Below are 24,963 nucleotides of genomic sequence, written 5' to 3' on the forward strand. Positions count from 1 at the left end.
AACCATGACGACACCTGTACTCGAAGCCCGTGACGTCACGATGCGCTTCGGCGGCCTGACCGCCGTCCGGTCCGTCGACTTCACGGTCAACAGCGGCGAGATCGTCGGCCTCATCGGCCCGAACGGCGCCGGCAAGACCACCTTCTTCAACTGCCTCACCGGTCTGTACGTCCCCACCGAGGGCACGGTCGCCTACCAGGGGCGGGTGCTGCCGCCCAAGCCGCACCTGGTGACGCAGGCGGGGATCGCCCGTACGTTCCAGAACATCCGGCTGTTCGCCAACATGACCGTCCTGGAGAACGTCCTCGTCGGCCGCCACACGCGGACCAAGGAGGGCCTGTGGTCGGCGCTGCTGCGCGGCCCCGGGTTCCGCAAGGCCGAGAAGGAGTCCGAGGCGAAGGCCATGGAACTCCTGGAGTTCGTCGGCCTCGCCGCCAAGCGCGACCACCTCGCCCGCAACCTGCCCTACGGCGAGCAGCGCAAGCTGGAGATCGCCCGGGCACTGGCGAGCGAGCCGGGCCTGCTGCTGCTCGACGAGCCGACGGCCGGCATGAACCCGCAGGAGACCCGGACGACGGAGGAACTGGTCTTCGCCATCCGGGACAAGGGCGTCGCCGTCCTCGTCATCGAGCACGACATGCGCTTCATCTTCAACCTGTGCGACCGGGTCGCCGTCCTCGTCCAGGGCGAGAAGCTCGTCGAGGGCACCTCCGAGGTTGTCCAGGCCGACGAGCGCGTCGTCGCCGCCTACCTGGGCGAACCCTTCGAGGGTGAACCCGGGGAGGCGGAGGCCGCGGAGGTCGAGGCGGCGGAAGCCGCCGCCGAGGCCGGATCCGACGCGGCTCCGGCGGAGGAGTCCGCCGCAGCGGAGTCCGCCGAGGCCGACACGGAGAGCACCGCGGACGCGGAAAGCACCGCCGACGCGGAAAGCACCGCCGACGCGGAAAGCACCGCCGACGCGGAGAGCGCCGCGGACGCGGAGAGCACCGGCACCACCAAGGGAGAGGCCCAGTGACCGCACTGCTGGAGGTCGAGGACCTCAGGGTCGCCTACGGCAAGATCGAGGCCGTCAAGGGCATCTCGTTCAGCGTCGAGGCCGGCCAGGTCGTCACCCTCATCGGCACCAACGGCGCCGGCAAGACGACGACCCTGCGCACACTCTCGGGTCTGCTCAAGCCCACGTCCGGGAAGATCGTGTTCGACGGCAAGCCGCTCACCGGCGTCCCGGCGCACAAGATCGTCGCTCTCGGGCTCGCCCACTCCCCCGAGGGCCGGCACATCTTCCCCCGCCTGTCCATCGCCGAGAACCTCCAGCTCGGCGCCTTCCTCCGCAAGGACAAGGAAGGCATCGAGAAGGACATCCAGCGCGCCTACGACCTCTTCCCGATCCTCGGGGAGCGGCGCAAGCAGGCCGCGGGCACCCTCTCCGGCGGTGAGCAGCAGATGCTGGCGATGGGCAGGGCGCTGATGTCCCAGCCCAAGCTGCTGATGCTGGACGAGCCGTCCATGGGTCTGTCGCCGATCATGATGCAGAAGATCATGGCGACGATCTCCGAGCTGAAGTCCCACGGGACGACGATCCTGCTGGTCGAGCAGAACGCCCAGGCGGCGCTCTCGCTCGCCGACCAGGGCCATGTCATGGAGGTCGGCAACATCGTGCTGTCGGGCACGGGACAGGACCTGCTGCACGACGAGTCGGTCCGCAAGGCGTACCTCGGCGAAGACTGACCCCGGCCACGGCGAGGCCCGCGCCCCCTTCTCCGGGGCGCGGGCCTCGCCGTACCGCTCAGGCCTTCTTGGCCTTCTTCTCCTCGCTGTCCGCGATGACCGCCTCGGCGACCTGCTGCATCGACAGGCGGCGGTCCATGGAGGTCTTCTGGATCCAGCGGAACGCGGCCGGCTCGGTCAGGCCGTACTCGGTCTGGAGAACGGACTTGGCGCGGTCGACCAGCTTGCGGGTCTCCAGGCGCTGGGTGAGGTCGGCGACCTCCTTCTCCAGCTGCTTCAGCTCGGTGAAACGGGAGACGGCCATCTCGATGGCCGGGACCACGTCGCTCTTGCTGAACGGCTTGACCAGGTAGGCCATCGCGCCGGCGTCCCGGGCGCGCTCGACGAGGTCGCGCTGCGAGAAGGCGGTGAGCATCAGGACCGGCGCGATGGACTCCTCGGCGATCTTCTCGGCCGCGGAGATGCCGTCCAGCTTGGGCATCTTCACATCCAGGATCACGAGGTCCGGCTTGTGCTCGCGGGCCAGCTCGACGGCCTGCTCGCCGTCCCCGGCCTCGCCGACGACGGTGTACCCCTCCTCCTCCAGCATCTCCTTCAGGTCGAGCCGGATCAGGGCCTCGTCCTCGGCGATGACGACACGGGTCGTCAGCGGAGGCACGTGCGACTTGTCGTCGTCGGGCGCGTCTACGGGCTGGGGCGACTCGGCGGTCACGGGGGCTCCTCGTTCCAGGCAGGGCACTGCTTACAAGAGCCTACCTAGCTACGGTATGGTGGACGCGCGGAGGGTCAGGGGAAACCTTGGATTCTGCGAGCCCCGGTAGCCCAATTGGCAGCAGGCAACGGATTCAAAACCCGTACAGTGTCGGTTCGAGTCCGACTCGGGGCACTTTTCCTTGGATTCCAAGGTCAGCACTTTTGGCGGGCCCCTCCCTGTGAGGGGCCCATTGGCGTCGTAGGGGTCCTCACCTCGGGCTGTCGTCCTCGCCGATGTGGTGCACCCGGACCATGTTGGTCGAGCCGGAGACTCCGGGCGGGGAACCCGCCGTGATCACCACGACGTCCCCCTTCGCGCAGCGGCCGTACTTCAGCAGCAGCTCGTCCACCTGGCCGACCATGGCGTCGGTGGAGTCCACATGCGGCCCGAGGAACGTCTCGGCACCCCAGGTGAGGCTGAGCTGGGAGCGGGTGGCCGGCTCGGGGGTGAAGGCGAGCAGCGGGATCGGCGAGCGGTAGCGGGACAGCCGGCGCGCGGTGTCTCCCGACTGGGTGAACGCCACCAGGAACTTCGCGCCGAGGAAGTCCCCCATCTCGGCGGCGGCCCGGGCGACCGCACCGCCCTGGGTGCGCGGCTTGTTCCGCTCGGTCAGCGGCGGCAGGCCCTTGGCGAGCATGTCCTCCTCGGCCGCCGCGACGATCTTCGCCATGGTGCGCACGGTCTCGACCGGGTACGTGCCGACACTCGTCTCGCCGGACAGCATCACCGCGTCCGTGCCGTCGAGGACCGCGTTGGCGACGTCGGAGGCCTCGGCGCGGGTCGGCCGGGAGTTGTCGATCATCGAGTCGAGCATCTGGGTGGCGACGATGACCGGCTTGGCGTTGCGCTTGGCGAGCTTGATCGCGCGCTTCTGCACGATCGGCACCTGCTCCAGCGGCATCTCCACGCCCAGGTCGCCGCGCGCGACCATGAGCCCGTCGAAGGCGGCCACGATGCCGTCGAGGTCCGCCACGGCCTGCGGCTTCTCGACCTTGGCGATCACCGGGAGGCGGCGGCCCTCCTCGGCCATGACGCGATGCACGGGCCTGACGTCGTCACCGGTGCGGACGAAGGAGAGGGCGATGACGTCGAAGCCGGTGCGCAGCGCCCAGCGCAGGTCGTCCTCGTCCTTCTCGGAGAGGGCGGGGACGGAGACGGCGACTCCGGGGAGGTTCAGGCCCTTGTGGTCGGAGATCACGCCGCCCTCGACCACGCGGGTGCGGACGCGGGAGCCGTCGACGGCGGTGACCTCCAGGCAGACCTTGCCGTCGTCCACGAGGACGCGCTCCCCCGGGGTGACGTCGGCCGCGAGACCGCCGTAGGTGGTGCCGCACTGCTGCCGGTCGCCCTCGACGCCCTCCTCGACGGTGATGGTGAAGGTGTCGCCGCGTTCAAGGAGTACGGGCCCTTCGGCAAAGCGGCCGAGCCGGATCTTCGGACCCTGAAGGTCGGCGAGGATCCCGACACTGCGGCCGGTTTCGTCGGCCGCCTTGCGCACGCGCCGATAACGCTCCTCGTGTTCGGCGTGCGTGCCATGGCTGAGGTTGAACCGGGCGACGTCCATTCCGGCCTCGACCAGTGCCTTGATCTGGTCGTACGAGTCGGTGGCGGGCCCCAATGTACAGACGATCTTTGCTCGGCGCATGACTCGAGCCTAGGCCTTACCCGTGGGTAGAGATTCCGGGCCGCATGTCCACTCAACAACCTTTCGGTGAAGCCTTGTTGACAAGTGTTGAATTGTGCGACGGCTCGCTCCGATGAGCGAAATGCCAAGCCCGTGTTCCAGGGCTCGAGCCCCGCGTTCTAGAGGCCGAGCAGGGTCAGGTCCACGGCGTCGGCGATCGCCTTCGCGCCGGCGTCGTTGACGTGCAGGCCGAAACCGCTGTTGAACTCGGCGCGGATCCGGTCGGGTGCGGCGGGGTCCGCGGCGGCGACGTCCACGATTCCGTCGAAGGAGTGCTCGTCGCCGAGCAGCCAGGCGTTGATCTCGCGCCGCACGGCCTGCCCGGCCTCGGTGTCGTAACCGTCGTAGACCGTGCCCCGGTACGGGCCGACGGTGGAGCCGATGACGGTCAGGCCGGCGGCGTGCAGCCGCTCGGCGAGAGCGGTGAGCCCGGCGGTGAACGCGGCGGCGGTCGGCGGCTGAGCGGCCTCCAGGAGTCACCGAAGACGACGGCGATCCAGGTGCCCTCGGGCGCGCGGACGTCGGCGCCTGTCCCGAAGTGGCCGGTCGGCACCTCTTCGGCGCCCTTGAGCCGCCCGGCGGACAGCTGGTCGCCGGGGGCGGCCCAACCGGTGCCGTAGGGCACCGCCGAGAACGTGGTGAGGCCGGTGTCACCGGGCAGGTACGGGCCGACCGTGAGGACCTGATCCGCAGGGCCTCACCCCCTCCGGCCAGCCGCAGGGACTGTCGCAGGGTCTGGTCCGGTGAAGCCCCGGCTCTCGAACAGACCGAAGGTCTCGTGGGGATCGATGACGGCGGTGCGGTGGGCGGCGATCCATGTGGTGGTCATGGCCGGTGACAACACCGCCGCCACCGGCCTTTCCGGGCCTGCCCCTTTCTCACCTTCCTTCGACCAACGGCGTGAGCTGCGGTGCCTGCCGGGCCCGCGGGATCCGGGGCCGGGCTCCCTGGAGACCGAAGGTGGTGAAGGCCGTTCGGGTGGGCAGCGTGTACGGCTCCTTTTCGGTGAGGGAGTTGAGGATGCCGGCGCTGCGCCAGGCGGCGAGGCCGAGGTCGGGCGCGCCGACGCCGTGGGTGTGCAGTTCGGCGTTCTGGACGTACACCGAGCCGGTGACCGAGGGGTCCAGGACGAGCCGGAACTCCTCGTCGATGCGCGGGCGTTCACTGCTGTCGCGGCGCACGTAGGCGTCGAGACCGGCGAGCAGGCGACCGAGGGGGCGTTCCCGGTAGCCGGTGGCGAGGACGACGGCGTCGGTCGTCAGCCGGGAGCGGCTGTCCTGCTGGAGGTGTTCCAGGTGCAGCTCGATCTTGGTGGTGGCGATGCGGCCCGCCGTACGGACCCGGACGCCGGGGGTGAGGACGGCGTCGGGCCAGCCGCCGTCCAGGGTGCGCCGGTACAGCTCGTCGTGGATGGCGGCGAGGGTACCGGCGTCGATGCCCTTGTGCAGCTGCCCCTGGGCGGCGACCAGCCGGTCACGGACGGGCTCGGCGAGGGCGTGGAAGTAGCGGGTGTAGTCGGGCGTGAAGTGCTCCAGGCCGAGCTTGGAGTACTCCATCGGCGCGAAGGCCTCGCTGCGGCCGATCCAGTGCAGCTTCTCGCGGCCGACGGGGCGGTGGCGCAGCAGGTCGAGGAAGACCTCGGCGCCGGACTGTCCGGAGCCGACGACGGTGACGTGCCCGGCGGCCAGGACGGCGGAGCGGTGGTCCAGGTAGTCGGCGGCGTGGATGACGGGCACGCCCGGGGCGTCCACCAGCGGCTGGAGCGCGTCGGGCACATACGGGGCGGTGCCGACGCCGAGGACGACGTTCCGGGTGTAGGTACGGCCCAGGGCCTCGACCTCGCCCTCGGCGCCCAGCTGGGTGAAGTCGACCTCGAACACGTCCCGTTCGGGGTTCCAGCAGACCGAGTCGACCTGGTGGCCGAAGTTCAGCCCGGGCAGGCTCTGCGCGACCCAGCGGCAGTAGGCGTCGTACTCGGCGCGCTGGACGTGGAAGCGCTCGCCGAAGTAGAAGGGGAAGAGCCGTTCGTGCGTTCTGAGGTAGTTCAGGAAACTCCACGGGCTGGTCGGGTCGGCGAGGGTCACCAGGTCGGCCAGGAACGGCACTTGGATGGTGGCCCCCTCGATGAGCAGGCCGGAGTGCCAGTCGAAGCGGGGTCGCTGTTCGTAGAAGACGGCGTCGAGTTCGGCGAGCGGGTGGGCGAGGGCGGCCAGGGAGAGGTTGCACGGTCCGATGCCGATGCCGACCAGGTCGCGGGGGGAGGCCGGCTCGTGGCGTGGGGGGTTGGTCATGCGAGGGTGCCTTCTTCCACGAGTTTCAGCAGCTGGGCCAGGTCGCCCGGCCGGGTGTGGGGATTGAGGACGGTGGCCTTGAGCCAGAGGCGGCCGTCGAGCCGGGCGCGCCCCAGGACGGCCAGGCCCTCGTGCAGCAGCCTGCGGCGTACGGCGGCCACGGTGTCGTCGGCGGCGCCTGCGGGCCGGAACAGGACCGTGCTGATCACGGGCCGGTCGTACAGCTCGAAGCCGGGGTGTTCCTGGACCAGCGCGGCGAGTTCGGCTGCCCGGGCGCAGACCTGGTCGACCAGGGCGCCGAGACCGGTGCGGCCGAGGGTCTTCAGGGTGACGGCGGTCTTGAGGATGTCGGGGCGGCGGGTGGTGCGCAGGGAGCGGTCGAGCAGGTCGGGGAGCCCGGCCTCGGTGTCGTCGTCGGCGTTCAGGTAGTCGGCGCGGTGGTGGAGTACGGCGAGTTCGGCGGGGCGGGCGACGGCGAGGAGGCCGGCGGCGACCGGCTGCCAGCCGAGCTTGTGCAGGTCGAGGGTGACCGTGTGGGCGGCCTCGAGGCCGACGAGTTTCTCCCGGTGCCGGTCGCTGAAGAGGAGGCCACCGCCGTAGGCGGCGTCGATGTGCAGGCGGGCGCCGTGGGCGGTGCACAGGCCGGCGATCTCGGGCAGCGGGTCGACGAGTCCGGCGTCGGTGGTGCCGGCGGTGGCGGCGACCAGCAGGGGGCCGGAGAGCGTGGTGAGGGCCTCGTCGAGGGCGGCGAGGTCCAGGATGCCGGCCGCCGCCGGGACGACGACCGGGTCGGGCAGGCCGAGCAGCCAGGCGGCGCGCGGCAGCGAGTGGTGGGCGTTGGCCCCGCACACCAGACGCACGCTGCCGCCGTGGGCCTCGCGGGCGAGCAGGAGGGCGAGCTGGTTGGACTCGGTGCCGCCGGAGGTGACGAGGGCGTCGGCGAGACCCGCGGCGTGGGCGAGCGCGCGGGTGACGGCGGCTTCCAGGGCGGAGGCGGCCGGGGCCTGCTCCCAGGAGTCCAGGGACGGGTTCAGGGCGCTCACGGCGAGGTCGGCGGCGGTGGCCACGGCGAGCGGCGGGCAGTGCAGATGGGCCGCGCACAGGGGGTCGGCCGGATCTGCGGCGCCCTCCGCGAGGGCGTGCACGAGGGCGCGCAGGGCATCGGGGTCGCCGTGGTCCGGAAGGACGTCGCCGAGGACGTCGGCGACGCGCGCGGCGACGGCCTCGGGTCCCCCGGCGGGCAGCGGTCCGCCGCGCGCCCGGCTTCCGGCCGTGAGCGCGTCGAGGACGGTGCCGAGAAGGGGGCGCAGGGTGACGGGACCGTGGGGGCCCGAGGCGAGGGGCGGCGTACGCAGGGGTTCCGCACCGCTCATCGGCTGTCCTCCCGCTCATAAGCTGACCTTCGGTATCCAGCTTGTACGGGAAGAGGACCGCTTGTCCCGAAAGAACGACGATCGCACTCGAAAGTGGGTACTGCCGTGTGAACAGGGCGGGTTGGGGAAGCGCGCGGGTTGGCGCTCGAACGGCCGGCCGCCCGGCGAGGGCCGTGCCGTCGAACAGGGCGGCCGGGTCGTCCGGTCACCACCGGACGACCTCGGCGCCGTCGGGCAGTACGGTCCGCCGCGGGGCACGGGTGAGCGCCCGCACGGGCCGGCCCGCGGCGAGGAGACGGCCGGCGAGGGCACGGCCGCCATGGCCGGTCGCGCCGGTCACCACGACCACGGAAGTCGCCCGCGAGGGCCCGGCCCGAGCCCAGGAAGGGGCGTCCGGACCGCCGCATCGTCGGCAGGGACCGGCCGCGCCCCGGGGTGACGGACCTACTCCGCCCCCGCCCCCTGTGCCGCCCGTTCCGCCTGACCCGCGTTCTCCGCCCTCGCCTCCTGCTCCTGCCGGCCGCGCACCCGCAGGGCGCGGGCCAGGTCGTCGAGGCGGTCGGCGAGGGTGCGGCGCAGGGCCGGGGTGGGATCGGCGTCGTGCAGACAGGCCTCGCCCAGCCGCAGGTTCTCGGTGTCGACGGCATGCGCCGGGAAGGCCCAGCGTCCGGCCGCGACCGCTATCGCGGGGCCGCGCCGGGCGCTGAGGGCGACGGCGTCCGCGTAGAAGCGGGGGACGTACTCCCGTACCAGATCCGCCTGTTCGGGCTGCCAGAAGCCCTGGGCGGTGGCCGTGAAGAGGTAGTTGGACAGGTCGTCGCCGGCGAACATCGCCTCCCAGGCCGCGCGCTTGGCGTCCGGGTCGGGCAGGGCGGCACGGCAGCGGGCGGCGCCCTCCTGCCCGCTGGCGGAGGGGTCGCGCGCCAGCTCCGCGGCGATGGCGGCCTCGTCGGTCGCGCCGAGCGCGGCGAGCCGGCCGAGGATGCGCCAGCGCAGTTCGGGGTCGAGTTCCGGACCGCCGGGCACCGTGCCGTCGGCGAGCCAGGCGGCGATGGTGTCGGGGTGGGCGGCCACGGAGATCAGGTGCCGTACGGCGATCAGGCGCAGGCCCGGGTGGTCGCCGTCCTCGGTGCGCCGCAGCAGGTCGCGGCAGAGGGAGGTCAGGGTCGACAGGGCGGCCGGCCGGTCCTCGGGTTCCAGGTACTGGTCGGCGATCTGCCCGGAGGCGAAGGCGAGGACGCCCTGGGCGAGGGCCAGGTCGGTCTCGCGCGGCAGATGGGCGCGGGCCGTCTCCAGGTAGGCGGCGGGCGGGAGTTCACCGTCGCGCACGGCGTCCCGCAGGGCGTTCCAGACGACCGCGCGGGTGACCGGGTCGGGCAGGCCGGACAGACCGGAGCGGACCGTCGCGAAGGACTCGGCGTCGAAGCGGACCTTGGCGTAGGTGAGGTCGCCGTCGTTGAGCAGGAGCAGCGCGGGACGCTTGCCGATGGGCTGCGGGGCGGTCTGCGGGACGTCGAGGTCAAGGCGCTCGCGCAGCACCATCCGGCCCTCGTCGGCGATGTCGTGGTCGTACAGGCCGGCGGTGAGGCGGTGCGGCCGGCTGCCCGCGCGGTCGACGGTCAGGGTGCAGGTGCCGTCGGCGGCGGCGATGAGGGGCGTGAGCTTGTCGACGCCGGTGGTGCGCAGCCAGTCGTCGGCCCAGGCGGGCACGTCGCGGTCGGTGGCGGAGGCGAGGGAGTCGATGAAGTCGGCGAGGGTGGCGTTGCCGAACTTGTGCCGGGCGAAGTGGGTGTTGATGCCGGCGAGGAAGTCCTTCTCGCCGAGCCAGGCGGCCAGCTGGCGCAGCGCGGAGGCGCCCTTGGCGTAGGAGATGCCGTCGAAGTTGAGCAGCGCGGAGGCCGTGTCGTCGACCTTCTCGGGGGCGACCGGGTGGGTGGTGGGCCGCTGGTCGGCGTCGTAGCCCCAGGCCTTGCGGGTGACACCGAACTCGGTCCAGGGACCGGCGAAGCGAGTGGCCTCGGCGGTGGTCTGGTAGCCCATGTACTCCGCGAAGGACTCGTTCAGCCAGATGTCGTCCCACCACTTGAGCGTGACGAGGTCACCGAACCACATGTGGGCCATCTCGTGCGCGATGACCATCGCGCGGGTCTGCCGCTCGGTGTCGGTGACGGCGGAGCGGTAGACGAAGTCGTCGCGGAAGGTGACCAGGCCCGGGTTCTCCATCGCGCCCGCGTTGAACTCGGGGACGAACGCCTGGTCGTAGGAGTCGAAGGGGTACGGCTCCTCGAACTTCTCGTGGTAGCGGTCGAAGCACGCGCGCGTGACGTGGAGGATCTCGTCGGCGTCGGTGTCGAGGTACGGCGCGAGGGAGCGGCGGCAGTGGATGCCGAAGGGCAGCCCGTGGTGCTCGGTGCGCACCGAGTGCCAGGGTCCGGCGGCGACGGCGACCAGGTAGGTGGAGATCAGCGGGGTGGGGGCGGCCCGCCACAGGCCGTCGCCCCGGTGCTCGGTGACGCCGTTGGCGAGCACGGTCCAGCCCTCGGGTGCCTTGACGGAGACCTCGAAGACGGCCTTGAGGTCGGGCTGGTCGAAGGCGGCGAAGACGCGCTGGACGTCGTCCATGAACATCTGCGTGTAGACGTACGTCTCGCCGTCGCTCGGGTCGGTGAAGCGGTGCATGCCCTCGCCGGTGCGGGAGTAGCGCATGGCCGCGTCGACGCGCAGTTCGTGCGCGCCCGCGGCGAGGTTCCTCAGCGCCAGCCGGCCGTCCTGCAGCGACTCGGGGTCGAGGGGCTCCCCGTCGAGCGTGACGGCGCGCAACTCGGCGGGCTTCAGCTCCACGAACGTGTCCCCGGCGGACCGCGCGGTGAACCGGATCACGGTGCGCGAGTCGAAGGTCTCGTCCCCGGTCGTGAGGTCCAGTTCGACCGTGTAGCGGTGGACGTCGAGGAGCTGTGCTCGGAGCTGCGCTTCATCGCGCCTGAGTACGGACATGCAGGCCATGCTGCCTGATCCCACTGACACCGCACAGAGGGTGGGCGGCTTCACGCCTTATGTCCCACTCGTCCCCTGGGCCGCCCCTCGACCCCGCCGCACCCGCCCCGGCGTGCGGGTCAGCCCTGCGTCTGCGGTCCGTTGGCGGCGTCCTCGGCGATGCGCTCGTGGTGGCGGATCACCTCCGCGATGATGAAGTTCAGGAACTTCTCGGCGAAGGCCGGGTCGAGCTTGGCGTTCTCCGCGAGGCGGCGCAGCCGCTCGATCTGGCGGGCCTCGCGGGCCGGGTCGGCCGGCGGCAGCTGGTGCACCGCCTTGAGCCGGCCGACCTGCTGGGTGGCCTTGAAACGCTCGGCGAGCAGGTGGACGACGGCCGCGTCGATGTTGTCGATGCTGTCGCGGAGCCGCTCCAGCTCCTGACGGACCTCGGGGTCCACGTCGCCGTTTCCGATGTTGCTGGTGGTCATGGGCGTCAGCCTAGGGGTTCGCCGGGCCCTGCCTCGGTGGCGTCCGGGGAGTGGATCACCGGCGGATCGCCGGGGTCCGGGACGCGGTCGCTCCAGCCGCCCGGCACGCTGCGGCCCTGCTGGGCGCGGAAGCGGACCGGGGCGAGGCCCACGCGGCGGGTGAACAGCCGGGAGAAGTAGGCGGGGTCGTCGTAGCCGACGCGGCGGGCGACGGCGGCGACGGGCAGCTCGGTGGCGGCGAGGAGTTCCTTGGCGCGGCCGAGGCGGATGCCGAGCAGGTAGTCCTTGGGGCTGCAGCCCGCGGCCCGGCGGACGGCGCTGCGCAGCTCGGCCGGGGTCATGCCGTGCACGCGCGCGTGGTCGGCGACGCTCATCGGCGTGCAGGCGTTCCGCGCGAGCGCCTCGAGCACCTGGTCCCCGTCCGGGGCGAGGTCGGCACGGGCCCGGCGCAGGGCGACGAGGAGTTCGTGCACGGCGGCGCCGGTCTCCACCTCCAGCAGCGGATTGCCGCGGCGGGCGGCGCGGGCGATGCGGGCGACCACCGCGCGGGGCCCTGAGGCGTCGGAGAGCGGGACGACGGGCCGGTCCGGCTCGATGTAGCCGAGTTCGGTGTACGGGGCGGTCGCGGGTCCCGCGAAGTCGACGAAGCCCTCGTCCCAGCCGGTGTCCGGATCGGGTGCGTAGTGGTGGGGCACCCCCGGGGTGAGCCAGAGCAGCGCGGGCGCGGTGACGGCCGTACGGCGGCCGTCGGCGCCCCGGTACCAGCCGCCGCCCGCGCTGATCACGACGGCCACGTGGTGGTCGAGGGTGCGCGGGCCGACCGTGGGCAGCGCGCCGTGCTGGAGGCCGACGCCCAGGCAGACCAGGCCGAGGCCGTGGTGGACGGGGCCGGGGCTGAAGAACCGCATCCAGGTCTGGTACACCGGCGCTCCTCCCGGACGTCGTCCCCCGCGCTTTTGTCCAAGCAGCGCCGATCTTCGTCCATGGCACTGATCGCCGGAAGGGCTGAGGCTGGGGCACATGAGCGAGTTCACGGTGGGGGAATCCGACTTCCTGCTGGACGGGCGCCCGGTACGGCTGCTGTCCGGGGCGCTGCACTACTTCCGGGTGCACGAGGAGCACTGGCGGCACCGGCTGGCGATGCTGCGCGCGATGGGCCTGAACTGCGTGGAGACGTACGTCCCCTGGAACCTGCACCAGCCGGTCCCGGGCGGCTACCGGGACGTGCAGGCGCTCGGCCGGTTCCTGGACGCGGTCCGGGAGGCCGGCCTGTGGGCGATCGTGCGGCCGGGCCCCTACATCTGCGCCGAGTGGGAGAACGGCGGACTGCCGCCCTGGCTGACGGGCGGGACGGGCACGCGCGTGCGCACGCGTGACGAACGGTGTCTGTCCCAGGTGGAGCGCTGGTTCCACCACCTGATGCACGAGGTCGCGCCCCGGCAGATCGACCGCGGCGGCCCGGTGGTCCTGGTGCAGGTCGAGAACGAGTACGGCAGCTACGGCAGCGACACCGGCTACCTGGAGGAGCTGGCCGGTCTGCTGCGCACCGAGGGCGTCACGGTCCCGCTGGTCACCTCGGACGGCCCCGAGGACCACATGCTGACCGGCGGTTCGCTCCCCGGGGTGCTCGCCACGGTGAATTTCGGCTCCCACGCGCGCGAGGCCTTCGCGACACTGCGCCGCCACCGCCCCGGGGGCCCGCTGATGTGCATGGAGTTCTGGTGCGGCTGGTTCGACCACTGGGCCGGCGAGCATGTCGTACGGGACCCTGAGGAGGCGGCCGGGGCGCTGCGGGAGATCCTGGAGTGCGGGGCGTCGGTGAACCTCTACATGGCGCACGGCGGCACCAGCTTCGGCGGCTGGTCGGGCGCCAACCGGGGCGGCGGCGAGCTGCACGAGGGCCCGTTGGAACCCGATGTGACCTCGTACGACTACGACGCCCCGGTGGACGAGTACGGCCGCCCCACGGAGAAGTTCTGGCGCTTCCGCGAGGTGCTGGCCGAGTACCGCGCCGAGCCGCTGCCCGAACTGCCGCCGGCACCCGCCCCGTTGGCCCGACCGACTGAGGTGACCCTCCGCGACTGGGCGTCCTTGGATGACGTTCTGGAGACGCTGGGCGGCGAGGAGACGGTCGCACCGCTGCCGCCCTCGTTCGAGGAACTGCACGTCACCCGGGGCCTGGTGCGCTACGAGGTGGACGTGCCCGGCCCACGGCAGCGGTACCCGCTGACGCTGCGCGGGCTGCGTGACCTGGCGGTGGTGTACGTCGACGGCGTGCGGGCCGGGGTGCTCACCGAGGAGGCGCCCCGGCTGGAGGAGCCCGTGGCGGGCCCCGCGCGCGTGGAGCTGTGGGTGGAGTCCCTCGGGCGGGTGAACTACGGGCCGCGGTTCGGCGAGGAGAAGGGGATCACCGGTGGCATCCTGCACGAGCGGCAGTTTCTGCACGGGGTACGCGCGCGTGGCCTGGATCTGTGCGCGTTCGACGGGGGCGTGGGCGCGGTGCGGTTCGGCGCCCTGCCGGAGGAGGGCGCACCGGGGCTGTACCGGGGCTCGGCCGTGGTCCGCGGGGCCGGGGACGCCCGTTTGGAGCTGCCCGGCCGCACGCGCGGCTTCGTCTGGATCAACGGATTCAACCTGGGCCGCTACTGGTCGGTGGGCCCCCAGCGGTCCCTGTACGTGCCCGGCCCGGTGCTGCGGGAGGGCGAGAACGAGGTCTGGGTGCTGGAACTGCAGCAGACGGACTCGGACCACCCGGCGCCGCCCCGCCTGCTGCCCGTGTGACAGGCCGTCCGTCCCGCCTACAGTGGAGAGGGGTTCCGGCGTCTTTGGGGGTGCGGACGTGGCGAACGGCGGACCGGTCCAGCACGGCTACCCGCATCTGGAGACGGTGCGGGCCGCCATCACCGCGCTGTACAAGCGCCTGTCCTACGCCACCGTCCAGACGTTCTCGACCAGCTTGGTCCCCGCCGACGTGGCCTTCTGCGACATCGACGACCTGCATCTGGGAGCGCAGCGGGTGGCCCGCGAGATCGTGCGGCACTTCCGGTTGCCGGACGCGCGGCTGGTCGTCGGTTTCCGGGAGATGACCCACGCGGCGAACGTCGAACTGGCGGCGGGTCCCGAGTACTTCGTGGAACTGAACGACCGTTTCCGCACCCACCGCAGGGACATCGGCGCGGCGCTCGCCCACGAGGTGGCGCACGTCTACCTGCACCGCCTGGACCTGTCCTTCCCGACCACGGCGGACAACGAGATCCTCACGGACACGGTGACGGCCTACCTGGGCGCGGGCTGGCTGCTGCTGGACGCCTACCGGGAGGACGCGGTCTCCTCGCAGAAGCTCGGCTACCTCACCCCGGAGGAGTTCGGTTACGTCCTGGCCAAGCGGGCACTGCTCTTCCGGGAGGACCCCTCGGTGTGGTTCACCAGTCCGCAGGCCTACGACGCGTACGTCAAGGGGATGACCCTGGCCCGCCGGGACGAACAGCAGCCGCCGCTGACCGGGGCCGGCTGGGCGGGGCGGCGCCGCTACGCCCACGACCGACGGCACGCGTCCGGTGTCCAGCCGACGGCCCCCTACGCCTTCACTCCCGACCCCGCCGGCCACCTCCGGGTGTCCTTCCCGTGCCCGACCTGCCACCAGCGGATCCGGGTACCGGTGAAGGGGCGGGTACGGGCGCGGTGCGGGCTGTGCCGGACGGTCCTGGAGTGCGACACCTAGGTGGGGGCGCCGCCCCCAGCTGTGCCGGGTCTGGGCCGGGTCGTCAGCCGAGTTGCTCGGCCGACCCCCGCCGGGGAAGCGCCGCACACAACACCCCGCACGCCACGAACGCCCCCATCACCCAGGGCATCGCATCGCCCAACGCCCCGGACATCCCCGTGGACACCCGCCCGAAGAACACCGTGCCGACCCCCGCGGCCCCCACCGCTCCCCCGAACTGCTGAGCCGTGGAGAAGATCCCGGACGCCCCGCCGGCCAACTCCCCCGGCACCGCCGACAGCACCACGTTCACCAGCGGCACCACCAGGAACCCCAGCCCCGCCCCGGCGATGAGCAGCCCCGGCACCAGCGGCCACGCCCCGGTGTGCGCGGCCGGCGCCCCGCCGACCACGGCCCCGACCCAGCCGAGGCCCCCCGCCATCATCAGCGCCCCCGTACCGAGCACCAGCCGCCCGTACCGTACGGCGAGCCCGTCCGCGGCCGGCGCGGTGAGGAAGCCGCCGGCCGAGAAGGCGACCGTCACCAGCCCGGCCTGCATCGGCGTGTACTCCTCGCCGGCCTGCAACCAGACCGCGAAGACCAGGAAGAAGCCCTGCATGCCGACGGAGAACAGCAACTGGACGAGCACGCCCACCGAGAACACGGGGAGCCGGAAGGCACGGGCCGGCAGCAGCGGCACCGTCCCGGGGCGGTGCCGCCGGGCCTCGTACACCCCGAGTCCCACCACGGCCACGGCACCCGCCCCGAGGCAGACCCACCCCCACAGCGGCCAGCCGTTCTCCCGGCCCTGCACCAGCGGCAGGACGATCGCGACCAGGCCCCCGGCCAGGAGCAGACTGCCCACGGCGTCCGGCCGGCCCGCCGACCGCTCCCGCGTGGCGGGGACGAGCACCAGCCCGCCGACGAAGGTCGCCACGGCCACCGGCACGTTCACCAGGAACACCGAGCGCCAGCCCCAGCCGAACAGGTCGGCGTCCGTGAGCACCCCGCCGAGCAGCAGCCCGACGGCGGAGGCGAACCCGGCGACGGCGCCGTACATCCCGAAGGCGGCCCCGCGTTCCTTGCCCTGGAAGAGGGTGCGGAACGAGCCGATCACCTGCGGCACCAGCACGGCCGCCAGGACGCCCTGGACGGCGCGTGCGGCGATCAGCTGTCCCGGTGACTGGGCGATCCCGCAGGCCAGGCTCGCCAGTCCGAAACCGGCCGTACCGGCGAGGAAGAGGGGGCGGCGGCCGATGCGGTCGCCGAGGTGGCCGGAGACGATCAGGGCGGCGGCGAAGCCGAGCAGGTAGGCGGAGACGACCCATTGCAGGTCGCTCGCCGAGGCGTGCAGATCACGGCTGATGGACGGCACGGCCACGTTGACGATCGTGGTGTCCAGCAGGTCCATGAGTGCCGCGATCATCATCACGACGGCGGCGGCCCAGCGGCGCGGATGGGGTGCCGTCGCGCCGGCGGGATGTTCGGTGAGCGTTGTGGACATGGAGGTCTCCTCGACTCCTCGACACCGGGCTTCACGGGCTCCGGATTTATTTCGTTCGGCCTAACGAAAGAGTTGCACCGGACGAGCGCCTCCCGCAAGTCCTTAGTTCGACCGAACGAAATTTTTGCTAGCCTGGGGACATGGCCAAGGCAGACGGGAAGCGGGACGAGGCGGCGCGGTCCGAGGCGCTGGACCAGCTCATGAAGGTGGGCCGGGAACACAGCGCGGTCACGGTCATGTTCCACTCGGCGGTCGCCGCCAAGCAGGGCCTGAGCGCGACGGAGGAGAAGACCCTCGACCTCCTCCAGCGGCACGGACCGCTCACCGCGAAGGACCTCGCCGAGCTGACCGGACTCGCCCCCGCTTCGGTCACGGGGCTGCTCGACCGGCTGGAGGCCAAGGGTTTCGTGCGCAGGGTCAAGCACCCGACGGACAAGCGCCGGGTGCTGGTCGAACTGAACCAGGACAAGCTCGCCGAACTGGCCGTGTTCTTCGAGGACTGGGCGCGGGACATCGTCGAGGCGTGCGAGGAGTTCAGCACGGACGAGCTCAGGACGGTGGTCCGCTTCCTGTCGGTGATGAGCGAACGGCAGCACGCGGCGGCGGCCCGCCTGACCGGCTGATCGCTACGCCCCGTAGACCGTCCCCGGCGGCACCGCCTGCGCCAGCAGCCTGCGCGCCGTCTCCCCCGCCTCGGCCGGTGTCCGGCGTGTGCCCCGGTCGGCGGTGGGGCCGGGCCGCCAGCCCTCCATGACCGTGATCCGGCCGCCCTCCGCCTCGAAGACCCGGCCGGTGACCCCCGCGCTCGCGGCCGAGCCCAGCCAGACCACCAGCGGGGAGACGTTCTCGGGCGCCATGGCGTCGAAACCGGTGGCCGGGGCCGCCATGGCCTGGGCGAAGGCGCGTTCGGTCATACGGGTGCGGGCGGCGGGCGCGACGGCGTTGACCTGGACGCCGTAGCGGGCCAGTTCGGCCGCCGCGACCAGGGTCAGCCCGACGATCCCGGCCTTGGCGGCGCTGTAGTTGCCCTGCCCGACCGAGCCCAGCAGACCGGCCCCGCTGCTGGTGTGGACGATCCGGGCCTGCGGGACTCGCCCCGCCTTGGCCTCGCCCCGCCAGTGCGCGGCGGCGTGCTTCAGGGGCAGGAAGTGACCTTTGAGGTGAACACGGATCACGGCGTCCCAGTCGTCCTCGTCGAGATTGACCAGCATCCGGTCGCGCAGGAAACCGGCGTTGCTGACGAGCGTGTCGAGCCTGCCGTACGCGTCCAGGGCGGTACGGACCAGGGAGGCGGCGCCGTCGGTCGTGGCGATGTCACCGCCGTGCGCGACCGCCTCGCCGCCGGCGGCCCGGATCTCCGCGACGACGGCCCCGGCCGGGCTCTCCTCGCCGGGCGCCCCGTCCAGCCCCACACCCAGGTCGTTGACGACGACCCGGGCGCCCTCGGCCGCGAAGGCGAGGGCGTGCGCGCGGCCGAGCCCGCGGCCGGCTCCGGTGACGGCGACGACCCGGCCGTCGCAGATTCCGCTCATCTCACTTCTCCCCGGGGGCGGTTGTGGCGTCCAGAAAGGCGGGCCGCTCCCCGCCCCCGTGCACCTGCAGACTGGCTCCGCTGATGTAGGCGGCGGCGTCGGAGGCGAGGAAGACGGCGGCGGCCCCGATGTCGGCGGGCACGGCCAGCCGGCCGAGCGGGACGGTGCGGGAGACGGCGGCGACGCCGTCCGGTCCGCCGTAGTGCAGATGCGACAGCTCGGTGCGGACCATGCCGACCACGAGCGTGTTGACGCGGACCTCCGGCGCCCACTCCACGGCCATGGAGGCGGCCAGGTTCGCGAGACCGGCCTTGGCCGCGCCGTACGCGGCCGAACCGGGCGAGGGCCGGCCGCCGCTGACACTGCCGACCATCACCACCGAACCCCGGCTGTGCCGCAGGTGTCCGTAGGCGGCGAGGGAGGCGGTGAGCGGGGCGATCAGATTCAGTTCGACCACCCTGGCATGCCGTTCGGCGTCGGCGTCCGCGAGCCGCCGGTACGGCGTGCCGCCCGCGTTGTTGACGAGGACGTCGAGCCGGGGCAGCGCGGCGAAGAAGGCCCCGACGGCGGCCGGGTCGCGCAGATCGAGCGGGGCGAACTCGACGCCTTCGAGGGGTTGATCGGGCGGCCGGCGGGCGCAGGCCACGACCCGGGCGCCGGTCTCGGCGAACGCCCGGGCGATACCGGCTCCGACGCCCCGGGTGCCGCCCGTGACGACCACGATTCTGGCGCTGGTTCTGTCGCCGGTCCTGTCGCCGGCCCCACCGTGCGGCAAGTTATCCACAGGCTCTCCCGCTTGTCTGCGCAGACTGCTAGCTTCGAAGCCTCGCACCTAACAAATGTTTGGTGGAAAGGTAGCTGATGCGCCCATGGCTGTCTCCCGTTCGTCCCCGGAAAAAGGGATTTCCGTGGTCACCGTCGACTTCCCGCCGGTGAACGCGCTGCCGGTGCGGGGCTGGTTCGACCTGGCCGACGCGGTGCGCGCCTCGGGCCGCGACGCCGATGTCCGGTGCGTGGTGCTGGCCGCCGAGGGCCGCGGGTTCAACGCGGGCGTGGACATCAAGGAGATACAGGCGCAGGGACAACAGGCACTGATCGGTGTCAACCACGGCTGCGCCGAGGCCTTCACAGCGGTCTACGAGTGCGCGGTCCCCGTCGTCGCGGCGGTGCAGGGCTTCTGCCTGGGCGGCGGGATAGGACTGGTGGGCAACGCGGACGCGATCGTGGCGAGCGACGACGCCTCCTTCGGTCTGCCCGAGCTGGACAGGGGCGCGCTGGGGGCCGCGACGCATCTGGCCCGGCTGGTCCCGCAGCACCTGATGCGCGCCCTGTACTACACGGGGCGCACGGCGAGCGCCGAGGAGCTGCACCGGCACGGCTCGGTGTGGCGCGTGGTGCCGCGTGCGCGGTTACGGGCGGCGGCGCTGGAGCTGGCCCGTGAGATCGCCGCCAAGGACGGGCGGCTGCTGCGCATGGCCAAGGCCGCCATCAACGGCATCGATCCGGTCGACGTCCGCCGCAGCTACCGCTTCGAACAGGGCTTCACCTTCGAGGCCAACCTCAGCGGCCTGGCCGACCGGGTCCGCGACACGTTCGGGAGGGAGGGGGCGTAGATGGCCGACAAGACGATGACCGCCGACGAGGTGGTCTCCCGGCTGGAGAGCGGCATGACCCTCGGCATCGGCGGCTGGGGCTCCCGCCGCAAGCCGATGGCACTGGTCAGAGCCCTGCTGCGGACGGGGATCAGCGACCTCACCGTGGTGTCGTACGGCGGCCCGGACGTCGGGATGCTGGCGGCGGCCGGCCGGATCCGCAAGCTGGTCACCGCCTTCGTCACGCTCGACTCCATCCCGCTGGAACCGCACTACCGGGCGGCGCGCGAGCGCGGTGCCTTCGAGCTGATGGAGATCGACGAGGCGATGTTCATGTGGGGGCTGCGCGCCGCCGCGAACCGGCTGCCCTTCCTGCCGGTCCGGGCGGGCCTCGGCTCGGACGTCATGCGGGTCAACCCGAGCCTGCGGACGGTCACTTCACCGTACGGGGACGGGGAGACGTTCGTCGCCATGCCCGCCCTGCGCCTGGATGCCGCCCTGGTGCACGTCAACCGCGCCGACCGGCTGGGCAACGGCCAGTATCTGGGCCCGGACCCGTACTTCGACGACCTGTTCTGCGAGGCGGCGGACGCGGCGTACGTCTCCTGCGAACGCATCGTGGACACGGCCGAGCTGACGAAGGCGGCGGCGCCGCAGACCCTGCTGGTCAGGCGGCATGTGGTGACGGGGGTCGTGGAGGCCCCGGGCGGCGCGCACTTCACGTCCTGCGCTCCCGACTACGGCCGGGACGAGGCGTTCCAGAAGCGGTACGCGACCACGCCCTGGCCCCGGTTCGCGGCGCACTACCTGGCCGGGGACGAACGCCACTACCGGACGGCGGTCGAGGAGGAGTCATGAGCGGAGTCAGGAGTGCGGACACACCAGCCGGGCACGGCGTCGTGTCCCGCGCCGAGTACTGCGTCATCGCCTGCGCCGAGGCCTGGCGGGACGGGGGCGAGATCCTGGCGAGCCCGATGGGTCTGATCCCGTCCGTCGGCGCCCGTCTCGCCCGGCGGACCTTCGCACCCGACCTGCTGCTGACCGACGGCGAGGCGATGATCGTGGGCCCGGACGGCACGGTCGAGGGCTGGCTGCCGTACCGCAAGCATCTGGAACTGGTCACCGGGGGCCGGCGGCACGTGATGATGGGCGCGAGCCAGATCGACCGGTTCGGCAACCAGAACATCTCCTGCATCGGCGACTGGACGAAGCCGGCGCGGCAGCTGCTCGGAGTGCGCGGGGCACCGGTCAACACACTGAACAACCCGACGAGTTACTGGATCCCGAGGCATTCCCGGCGGGTCTTCGTCGAGAAGGTCGACATGGTGTGCGGGGTCGGGTACGACCACGCGGCCGGTGCGCCGTACCACCGCATCCCGCGGGTCGTCTCCGACCTCGGCGTCTTCGACTTCGCCACGCCGGGCGGCACGATGCGGCTGGTCTCCGTGCACCCGGGGGTGACGGTGGCCCGGGTGCAGGAGGCGACCGGGTTCGACCTGGTGGTCCCGGACGAGGTGCCGTGCACCCGTGAACCGACGGCCGCCGAACTGCGCCTGATCCGCGAGGTGATCGATCCGGGGAACTCCCGGGCCGGGGAGGTTCCGGTCTGATGGACACCACGCTGACCCGGCTGGTCGGGGTCCGCCATCCGATCGTGCAGACCGGGATGGGCTGGGTGGCCGGCCCCCGCCTGGTCTCGGCCGCGGCGAACGCGGGCGCGCTCGGCATCCTGGCGTCCGCGACGATGACACCGGACCGGCTGCGCGAGGCGATACGGGAGGTGAGGTCGCGTACCGACGCACCGTTCGGGGTGAACCTGCGGGCCGACGCGGGCGACGCGGCGGACCGCGTGGAGATCATGCTGGCGGAGGGCGTCCGGGTGGCCTCCTTCGCCCTGGCGCCCTCGAGTGAGCTGATCGCCGCGCTCAAGGAGGCGGGGGTGGTCGTCGTCCCGTCCGTCGGGGCGCGGCGGCACGCCGAGAAGGTGGCCGCCTGGGGTGCGGACGCGGTGATCGTGCAGGGCGGCGAGGGCGGTGGCCACACCGGAGAGGTGGCGACGAGTGTGCTGCTGCCGCAGGTGGTGGACGCGGTGGACATCCCGGTCGTGGCGGCGGGCGGCTTCTTCGACGGGCGGGGTCTGGTGGCGGCGCTGGCGTACGGGGCGGCGGGGGTGGCGATGGGCACGCGGTTCCTGCTCACCTCCGACTCGACGGTCCCGGACGCGGTGAAGGCCCGGTACCTGGCGGCGGCGGTTGGGGACGTCACGGTCACCCGGGCGGTGGACGGCCTGCCGCACCGGATGCTGCGCACGGACCTGGTGGACACGCTGGAGCGGTCGGGCCGGATACGGGTCCTGGCCCACGCGATACGAAAGGCGGCCGGTTTCCGCCGGCTGTCGGGGCTCACCTGGCGGCAGCTGGTCCGGGACGGAATCGCGCTCAAGCACGGCAAGGAGCTGTCCTGGAGCCAGGTCCTGCTGGCCGCGAACACGCCGATGCTGCTGAAGTCCGCGATGGTGGACGGCCGTACGGACCTCGGGGTGATGGCGTCCGGGCAGGTCGCCGGGCTGATCGACGACCTGCCGTCCTGCGCGGAGCTGGTGGGGCGGATCGTGAAGGAGGCGGAGGAGGTGCTGGGACGACTGGCGGGAACGCGGGACCGGCGGAGCTGACCGGGCCGGGAGGGTGAGGAGGGCTCAGAGGCGTTCGATGATCGTCACGTTGGCCTGGCCGCCGCCCTCGCACATGGTCTGCAGGCCGTAGCGGCCACCGGTGCGTTCCAGTTCGTGCAGCAGGGTGGTCATCAGGCGGACGCCGGTCGCGCCGAGCGGATGGCCGAGGGCGATCGCGCCGCCGTTGACATTGACCTTCCCGGGGTCGGCGCCGGTCTCCCTCAGCCAGGCCAGGACGACCGGGGCGAACGCCTCGTTGATCTCGACGAGGTCGATGGCGTCGATGGTGAGGCCGGTCCTCTTCAGGGCGTGGGCCGTGGCCGGGATGGGGGCGGAGAGCATCCGGACGGGGTCCTCGCCGCGCACGGAGAGATGGTGGACGCGGGCGCGCGGGCGCAGTCCGTGGTCGTGTACCGCCCGCTCGGAGGCGAGCAGCAGGGCGGCGGCGCCGTCGGAGACCTGGGAGGAGCAGGCGGCGGTGACGGTGCCGCCGTCGAGGACGGGTTTCAGCGCGGCCATCTTCTCCAGGGAGGTGTCCCGGCGCGGGCCCTCGTCCACGGTGACCTCGCCGTAGGGGACGGTCTCGCGTGCGAAGCGGCCGGTGTCGAGGGCGCGGACCGCCCGCCGGTGCGAGCCCAGGGCGAACCGCTCCTGGTCCTCACGGCTGATGCCCCACTTGGCGGCGATCATCTCGGCGCCGGTGAACTGGTTGACGGGCTGGTCGCCGTAGCGGGCGCGCCAGCCGGTGCTGCCGAGGAAGGGGCCGTCGGTCAGGCCGAGGGGTTCGGCGGCCTGACGGGAGGCGAAGGCGATGGGGATCTGGGACATGTTCTGCACCCCGCCGGCGACCACCAGGTCCTGGGTGCCGGACAGCACGGCCTGCGCGGCGAAGTGCACGGCCTGCTGCGAGGAACCGCACTGCCGGTCGACGGTCACGCCCGGCACCTCCTCGGGGAGCCCGGCGGCCAGCCAGCAGGTGCGGGCGATGTCCCCGGCCTGCGGCCCCACCGCGTCCAGGCAGCCGAAGACCACGTCGTCCACGGCGGCCGGGTCGATCCCGGTCCGTTCCACCAGCGCCGTCAGCACATGCGCGCCCAGGTCGGCGGGATGGACGGCGCTGAGCCCGCCCCCGCGCCGCCCGACGGGCGTGCGGACCGCTTCGACGATGTAGGCCTCGGCCATGGCAACTCCCTCACAGGAAAGGGGTGTCGTGCAACAGGTGTCACTCGCGTACGGCGATCCCGTCCAGCACCATCGACAGGTACTGGCGGGCGATCTCCTCGGGGCTGTGCTGTCCGCCGGGCCGGTACCAGGAGGCGGCGACCCACACGGTGTCGCGCACGAACCGGTAGGTGAGGCGGACGTCGAGGTCGGCGCGGAAGGCGTGCTCGGCGACCCCGCGTTCCAGTGTGCTGAGCCAGGCCTTCTCGAACCGGCGCTGGGACTCGGCGAGGAACGCGAACCGGTCCTGGGCGGCGAGTTGCCTGCTCTCCTTCTGGTAGATCGCGACGGCCGCGCGGTGCCGGTCGATCTCCCGGAAGGACTCGGTGACGAGCGCCTCCAGCGTCTCGCGGGGACCGAGTCCGGAGGCGAGGACGGTGTCGTAGCCGTCCCACAGCTCGTCGAGGAAGGTGCGCAGGATCTCCTCGAGCATCGACTCCTTGGAGTCGAAGTGGTAGTACAGGCTGCCCGCGAGCATCCCGGCGTGGTCGGCGATCCTGCGGACGGTGGTGGCGTTGTAGCCGTGCTCGGCGAAGACCTCGGCAGCGGTGCTGAGGAGTTCGCCGCGCCGGGCCGCCGCCGCGGTCACCTGGGGCTTCTTCTTGGTCGGCACGCACCCATTGTCGTCCTAGGGGTGCTGGCTGCTGACGGCGACGACCTCGCCGGTCAGGTACGAGGAGTAGCCGGAGGCCAGGAAGACGATCACGTTGGCCACCTCCCAGGGCTCGGCGTACCGCCCGAAGGCCTCCCGTGCGGTCAGTTCGCGCAGCAGTTCGGGGGAGGTGACCTTCGCCAGGTGCGGGTGCATGGCGAGGCTCGGGGCCACCGCGTTGACCCGCACGCCGTACGCGGCGGCCTCGATCGCCGCGCACCGGGTCAGGGCCATCACCCCGGCCTTGGCGGCGGCGTAGTGCGCCTGACCGGCCTGGGCGCGCCAGCCGACGACGGAGGCGTTGTTGACGATCACCCCGCCGCCCGTCTCCCGCATCGCCCGCAGGGCGGCGCGCGTGCACCGGAAGGTGCCGTTCAGGGTGACGTCCAGGACCCGGGACCACTGCTCGTCGGTCATGTCGACGAGGTCCGAAGTGCCGCCGAGGCCGGCGTTGTTCACGACGACGTCCAGCCGCCCGTGCGCGGCCACGGCCGCCTCGAACAGGGCCCGCACCTGGCCCTCGTCGGTGACGTCGCACGGCACGGCCGTCACCCGGCCCGGGAACTTGCGGCCCAGTTCGGCCTCGTGTTCCTTCAGCCGGCGGGTGTGCGCGTCGCTGACGACGACATGCGCCCCCTCCTCCAGGAAGCGGCGCGCGGTCGCTCCGCCGATACCGGCCCCGGCCGCCGCCGTGATGACGGCGGTGCGGCCCCTGAGCAGTCCGTGCCCGGGCACGTAGGCCGGGCTCTCGACGCCTGTCATAGTGCCACGCTAACCTACCAAACACTTGTTAGGGAAGC

25 protein-coding genes and 1 tRNA gene are annotated in these 24,963 nt (G+C 72.4%); 10 read left to right on the forward strand and 16 right to left on the reverse strand.

Going from position 1 to position 24,963, the window contains the following annotated elements:
• The first annotated feature begins 4 nt into the window (after positions 1–4).
• Both ACWC94_RS12705 and ACWC94_RS12710 read left to right on the forward strand, forming a co-directional pair.
• Complete coding sequence (locus ACWC94_RS12705) at positions 5–1,015, forward strand: ABC transporter ATP-binding protein (protein WP_450796525.1); 1,011 nt, start codon at positions 5–7, stop codon at positions 1,013–1,015.
• On the forward strand, positions 1,012–1,728 hold the full coding sequence (locus ACWC94_RS12710; protein WP_450796526.1) for an ABC transporter ATP-binding protein: 717 nt from the start codon (positions 1,012–1,014) through the stop codon (positions 1,726–1,728). Before ACWC94_RS12705 ends, ACWC94_RS12710 begins: the two co-directional genes overlap by 4 nt.
• A gap of 58 nt (positions 1,729–1,786) precedes the next feature.
• On the opposite strand, the gene ACWC94_RS12715 is transcribed toward ACWC94_RS12710, so the two are convergent.
• On the reverse strand, positions 1,787–2,440 hold the full coding sequence (locus ACWC94_RS12715) for an ANTAR domain-containing response regulator (protein ID WP_450796527.1): 654 nt from the start codon (positions 2,438–2,440) through the stop codon (positions 1,787–1,789).
• A 99-nt stretch (positions 2,441–2,539) separates the two neighbouring features.
• Here ACWC94_RS12715 and ACWC94_RS12720 point away from each other — a divergent pair.
• Positions 2,540–2,614: transfer RNA gene (locus ACWC94_RS12720), tRNA-Leu, on the forward strand.
• 76 nt (positions 2,615–2,690) lie between these two features.
• Here ACWC94_RS12720 and pyk read toward each other — a convergent pair.
• The 9 genes from pyk to ACWC94_RS12765 all read right to left on the reverse strand — a co-directional run bounded on the left by pyk (position 2,691) and on the right by ACWC94_RS12765 (position 12,214).
• Positions 2,691–4,127 (reverse strand): pyruvate kinase, encoded by a 1,437-nt coding sequence (gene pyk, locus ACWC94_RS12725; RefSeq protein WP_450796528.1) that lies wholly within the window; start codon positions 4,125–4,127, stop codon positions 2,691–2,693.
• A gap of 158 nt (positions 4,128–4,285) precedes the next feature.
• Positions 4,286–4,480: a hypothetical protein gene (locus tag ACWC94_RS12730; RefSeq protein WP_450796529.1), complete on the reverse strand. Its 195-nt coding sequence runs from the start codon at positions 4,478–4,480 to the stop codon at positions 4,286–4,288.
• A 74-nt stretch (positions 4,481–4,554) separates the two neighbouring features.
• Positions 4,555–4,791, reverse strand: a complete 237-nt coding sequence (locus ACWC94_RS12735; RefSeq protein WP_450796530.1) for a hypothetical protein — start codon at positions 4,789–4,791, stop codon at positions 4,555–4,557.
• A 253-nt stretch (positions 4,792–5,044) separates the two neighbouring features.
• Complete coding sequence (locus tag ACWC94_RS12740; protein ID WP_450796531.1) at positions 5,045–6,457, reverse strand: lysine N(6)-hydroxylase/L-ornithine N(5)-oxygenase family protein; 1,413 nt, start codon at positions 6,455–6,457, stop codon at positions 5,045–5,047.
• Complete coding sequence (locus tag ACWC94_RS12745) at positions 6,454–7,830, reverse strand: pyridoxal phosphate-dependent decarboxylase family protein (RefSeq protein WP_450796532.1); 1,377 nt, start codon at positions 7,828–7,830, stop codon at positions 6,454–6,456. Before ACWC94_RS12745 ends, ACWC94_RS12740 begins: the two co-directional genes overlap by 4 nt.
• A gap of 205 nt (positions 7,831–8,035) precedes the next feature.
• Positions 8,036–8,170 carry a hypothetical protein gene (locus tag ACWC94_RS12750; protein WP_450796533.1) on the reverse strand — a complete coding sequence of 45 codons (135 nt, stop codon included), beginning with the start codon at positions 8,168–8,170 and terminating at the stop codon, positions 8,036–8,038.
• Positions 8,171–8,274: 104 nt separating this feature from the next.
• Positions 8,275–10,824, reverse strand: coding sequence for an aminopeptidase N (gene pepN, locus ACWC94_RS12755; protein ID WP_450796534.1), 2,550 nt, complete (start codon positions 10,822–10,824; stop codon positions 8,275–8,277).
• Positions 10,825–10,943: 119 nt separating this feature from the next.
• Positions 10,944–11,291, reverse strand: a complete 348-nt coding sequence (locus ACWC94_RS12760; RefSeq protein WP_450796535.1) for a chorismate mutase — start codon at positions 11,289–11,291, stop codon at positions 10,944–10,946.
• Positions 11,292–11,296: 5 nt separating this feature from the next.
• Positions 11,297–12,214 carry a helix-turn-helix domain-containing protein gene (locus tag ACWC94_RS12765; protein WP_450796536.1) on the reverse strand — a complete coding sequence of 306 codons (918 nt, stop codon included), beginning with the start codon at positions 12,212–12,214 and terminating at the stop codon, positions 11,297–11,299.
• A gap of 97 nt (positions 12,215–12,311) precedes the next feature.
• On the opposite strand from ACWC94_RS12765, the gene ACWC94_RS12770 reads away from it, so the two are divergent.
• Positions 12,312–14,072 carry a glycoside hydrolase family 35 protein gene (locus ACWC94_RS12770; RefSeq protein WP_450796537.1) on the forward strand — a complete coding sequence of 587 codons (1,761 nt, stop codon included), beginning with the start codon at positions 12,312–12,314 and terminating at the stop codon, positions 14,070–14,072.
• A 58-nt stretch (positions 14,073–14,130) separates the two neighbouring features.
• The gene (locus tag ACWC94_RS12775; RefSeq protein WP_450796538.1) at positions 14,131–15,012 is read left to right on the forward strand and encodes a hypothetical protein; all 882 of its coding nucleotides are present in this window, start codon (positions 14,131–14,133) and stop codon (positions 15,010–15,012) included.
• 43 nt (positions 15,013–15,055) lie between these two features.
• Here ACWC94_RS12775 and ACWC94_RS12780 read toward each other — a convergent pair whose 3' ends face one another.
• On the reverse strand, positions 15,056–16,495 hold the full coding sequence (locus tag ACWC94_RS12780) for an MFS transporter (protein WP_450796539.1): 1,440 nt from the start codon (positions 16,493–16,495) through the stop codon (positions 15,056–15,058).
• Between the two features lie 140 nt (positions 16,496–16,635).
• Between ACWC94_RS12780 and ACWC94_RS12785 the strand changes: the two genes are divergently transcribed.
• Positions 16,636–17,118, forward strand: coding sequence for a MarR family winged helix-turn-helix transcriptional regulator (locus ACWC94_RS12785; protein WP_450796540.1), 483 nt, complete (start codon positions 16,636–16,638; stop codon positions 17,116–17,118).
• Positions 17,119–17,121: 3 nt separating this feature from the next.
• On the opposite strand, the gene ACWC94_RS12790 is transcribed toward ACWC94_RS12785, so the two are convergent.
• Together ACWC94_RS12790 and ACWC94_RS12795 are read right to left on the reverse strand one after the other, a co-directional pair.
• On the reverse strand, positions 17,122–18,027 hold the full coding sequence (locus tag ACWC94_RS12790; RefSeq protein WP_450796541.1) for an SDR family oxidoreductase: 906 nt from the start codon (positions 18,025–18,027) through the stop codon (positions 17,122–17,124).
• A gap of 1 nt (position 18,028) precedes the next feature.
• Positions 18,029–18,751 (reverse strand): SDR family oxidoreductase, encoded by a 723-nt coding sequence (locus ACWC94_RS12795; protein WP_450796680.1) that lies wholly within the window; start codon positions 18,749–18,751, stop codon positions 18,029–18,031.
• A gap of 145 nt (positions 18,752–18,896) precedes the next feature.
• Between ACWC94_RS12795 and ACWC94_RS12800 the strand changes: the two genes are divergently transcribed.
• The 4 genes from ACWC94_RS12800 to ACWC94_RS12815 are packed head-to-tail and all read left to right on the forward strand — an operon-like array spanning position 18,897 to position 22,290.
• A complete protein-coding gene (locus ACWC94_RS12800) occupies positions 18,897–19,640 on the forward strand; it encodes an enoyl-CoA hydratase family protein (protein ID WP_450796542.1) in 744 nt (247 codons plus the stop codon).
• Positions 19,641–20,477 carry a CoA transferase subunit A gene (locus ACWC94_RS12805; protein WP_450796543.1) on the forward strand — a complete coding sequence of 279 codons (837 nt, stop codon included), beginning with the start codon at positions 19,641–19,643 and terminating at the stop codon, positions 20,475–20,477.
• Positions 20,474–21,229, forward strand: coding sequence for a CoA-transferase subunit beta (locus tag ACWC94_RS12810; RefSeq protein WP_450796544.1), 756 nt, complete (start codon positions 20,474–20,476; stop codon positions 21,227–21,229). Before ACWC94_RS12805 ends, ACWC94_RS12810 begins: the two co-directional genes overlap by 4 nt.
• A complete protein-coding gene (locus ACWC94_RS12815) occupies positions 21,229–22,290 on the forward strand; it encodes an NAD(P)H-dependent flavin oxidoreductase (RefSeq protein ID WP_450796545.1) in 1,062 nt (353 codons plus the stop codon). The genes ACWC94_RS12810 and ACWC94_RS12815 overlap by 1 nt, the downstream gene beginning before the upstream one ends.
• 24 nt (positions 22,291–22,314) lie before the next feature.
• Here ACWC94_RS12815 and ACWC94_RS12820 read toward each other — a convergent pair whose 3' ends face one another.
• Genes ACWC94_RS12820 through ACWC94_RS12830 form a run of 3 tightly spaced genes read right to left on the reverse strand, consistent with a single transcriptional unit; the run spans position 22,315 to position 24,925 of the window.
• Positions 22,315–23,472, reverse strand: a complete 1,158-nt coding sequence (locus ACWC94_RS12820; RefSeq protein ID WP_450796546.1) for an acetyl-CoA C-acetyltransferase — start codon at positions 23,470–23,472, stop codon at positions 22,315–22,317.
• A gap of 40 nt (positions 23,473–23,512) precedes the next feature.
• A complete protein-coding gene (locus ACWC94_RS12825; RefSeq protein WP_450796547.1) occupies positions 23,513–24,124 on the reverse strand; it encodes a TetR/AcrR family transcriptional regulator in 612 nt (203 codons plus the stop codon).
• Between the two features lie 15 nt (positions 24,125–24,139).
• The gene (locus ACWC94_RS12830; protein ID WP_450796548.1) at positions 24,140–24,925 is read right to left on the reverse strand and encodes an SDR family oxidoreductase; all 786 of its coding nucleotides are present in this window, start codon (positions 24,923–24,925) and stop codon (positions 24,140–24,142) included.
• Positions 24,926–24,963: the final 38 nt, after the last annotated feature.

Source organism: Streptomyces sp. NPDC001135, from assembly GCF_053598395.1.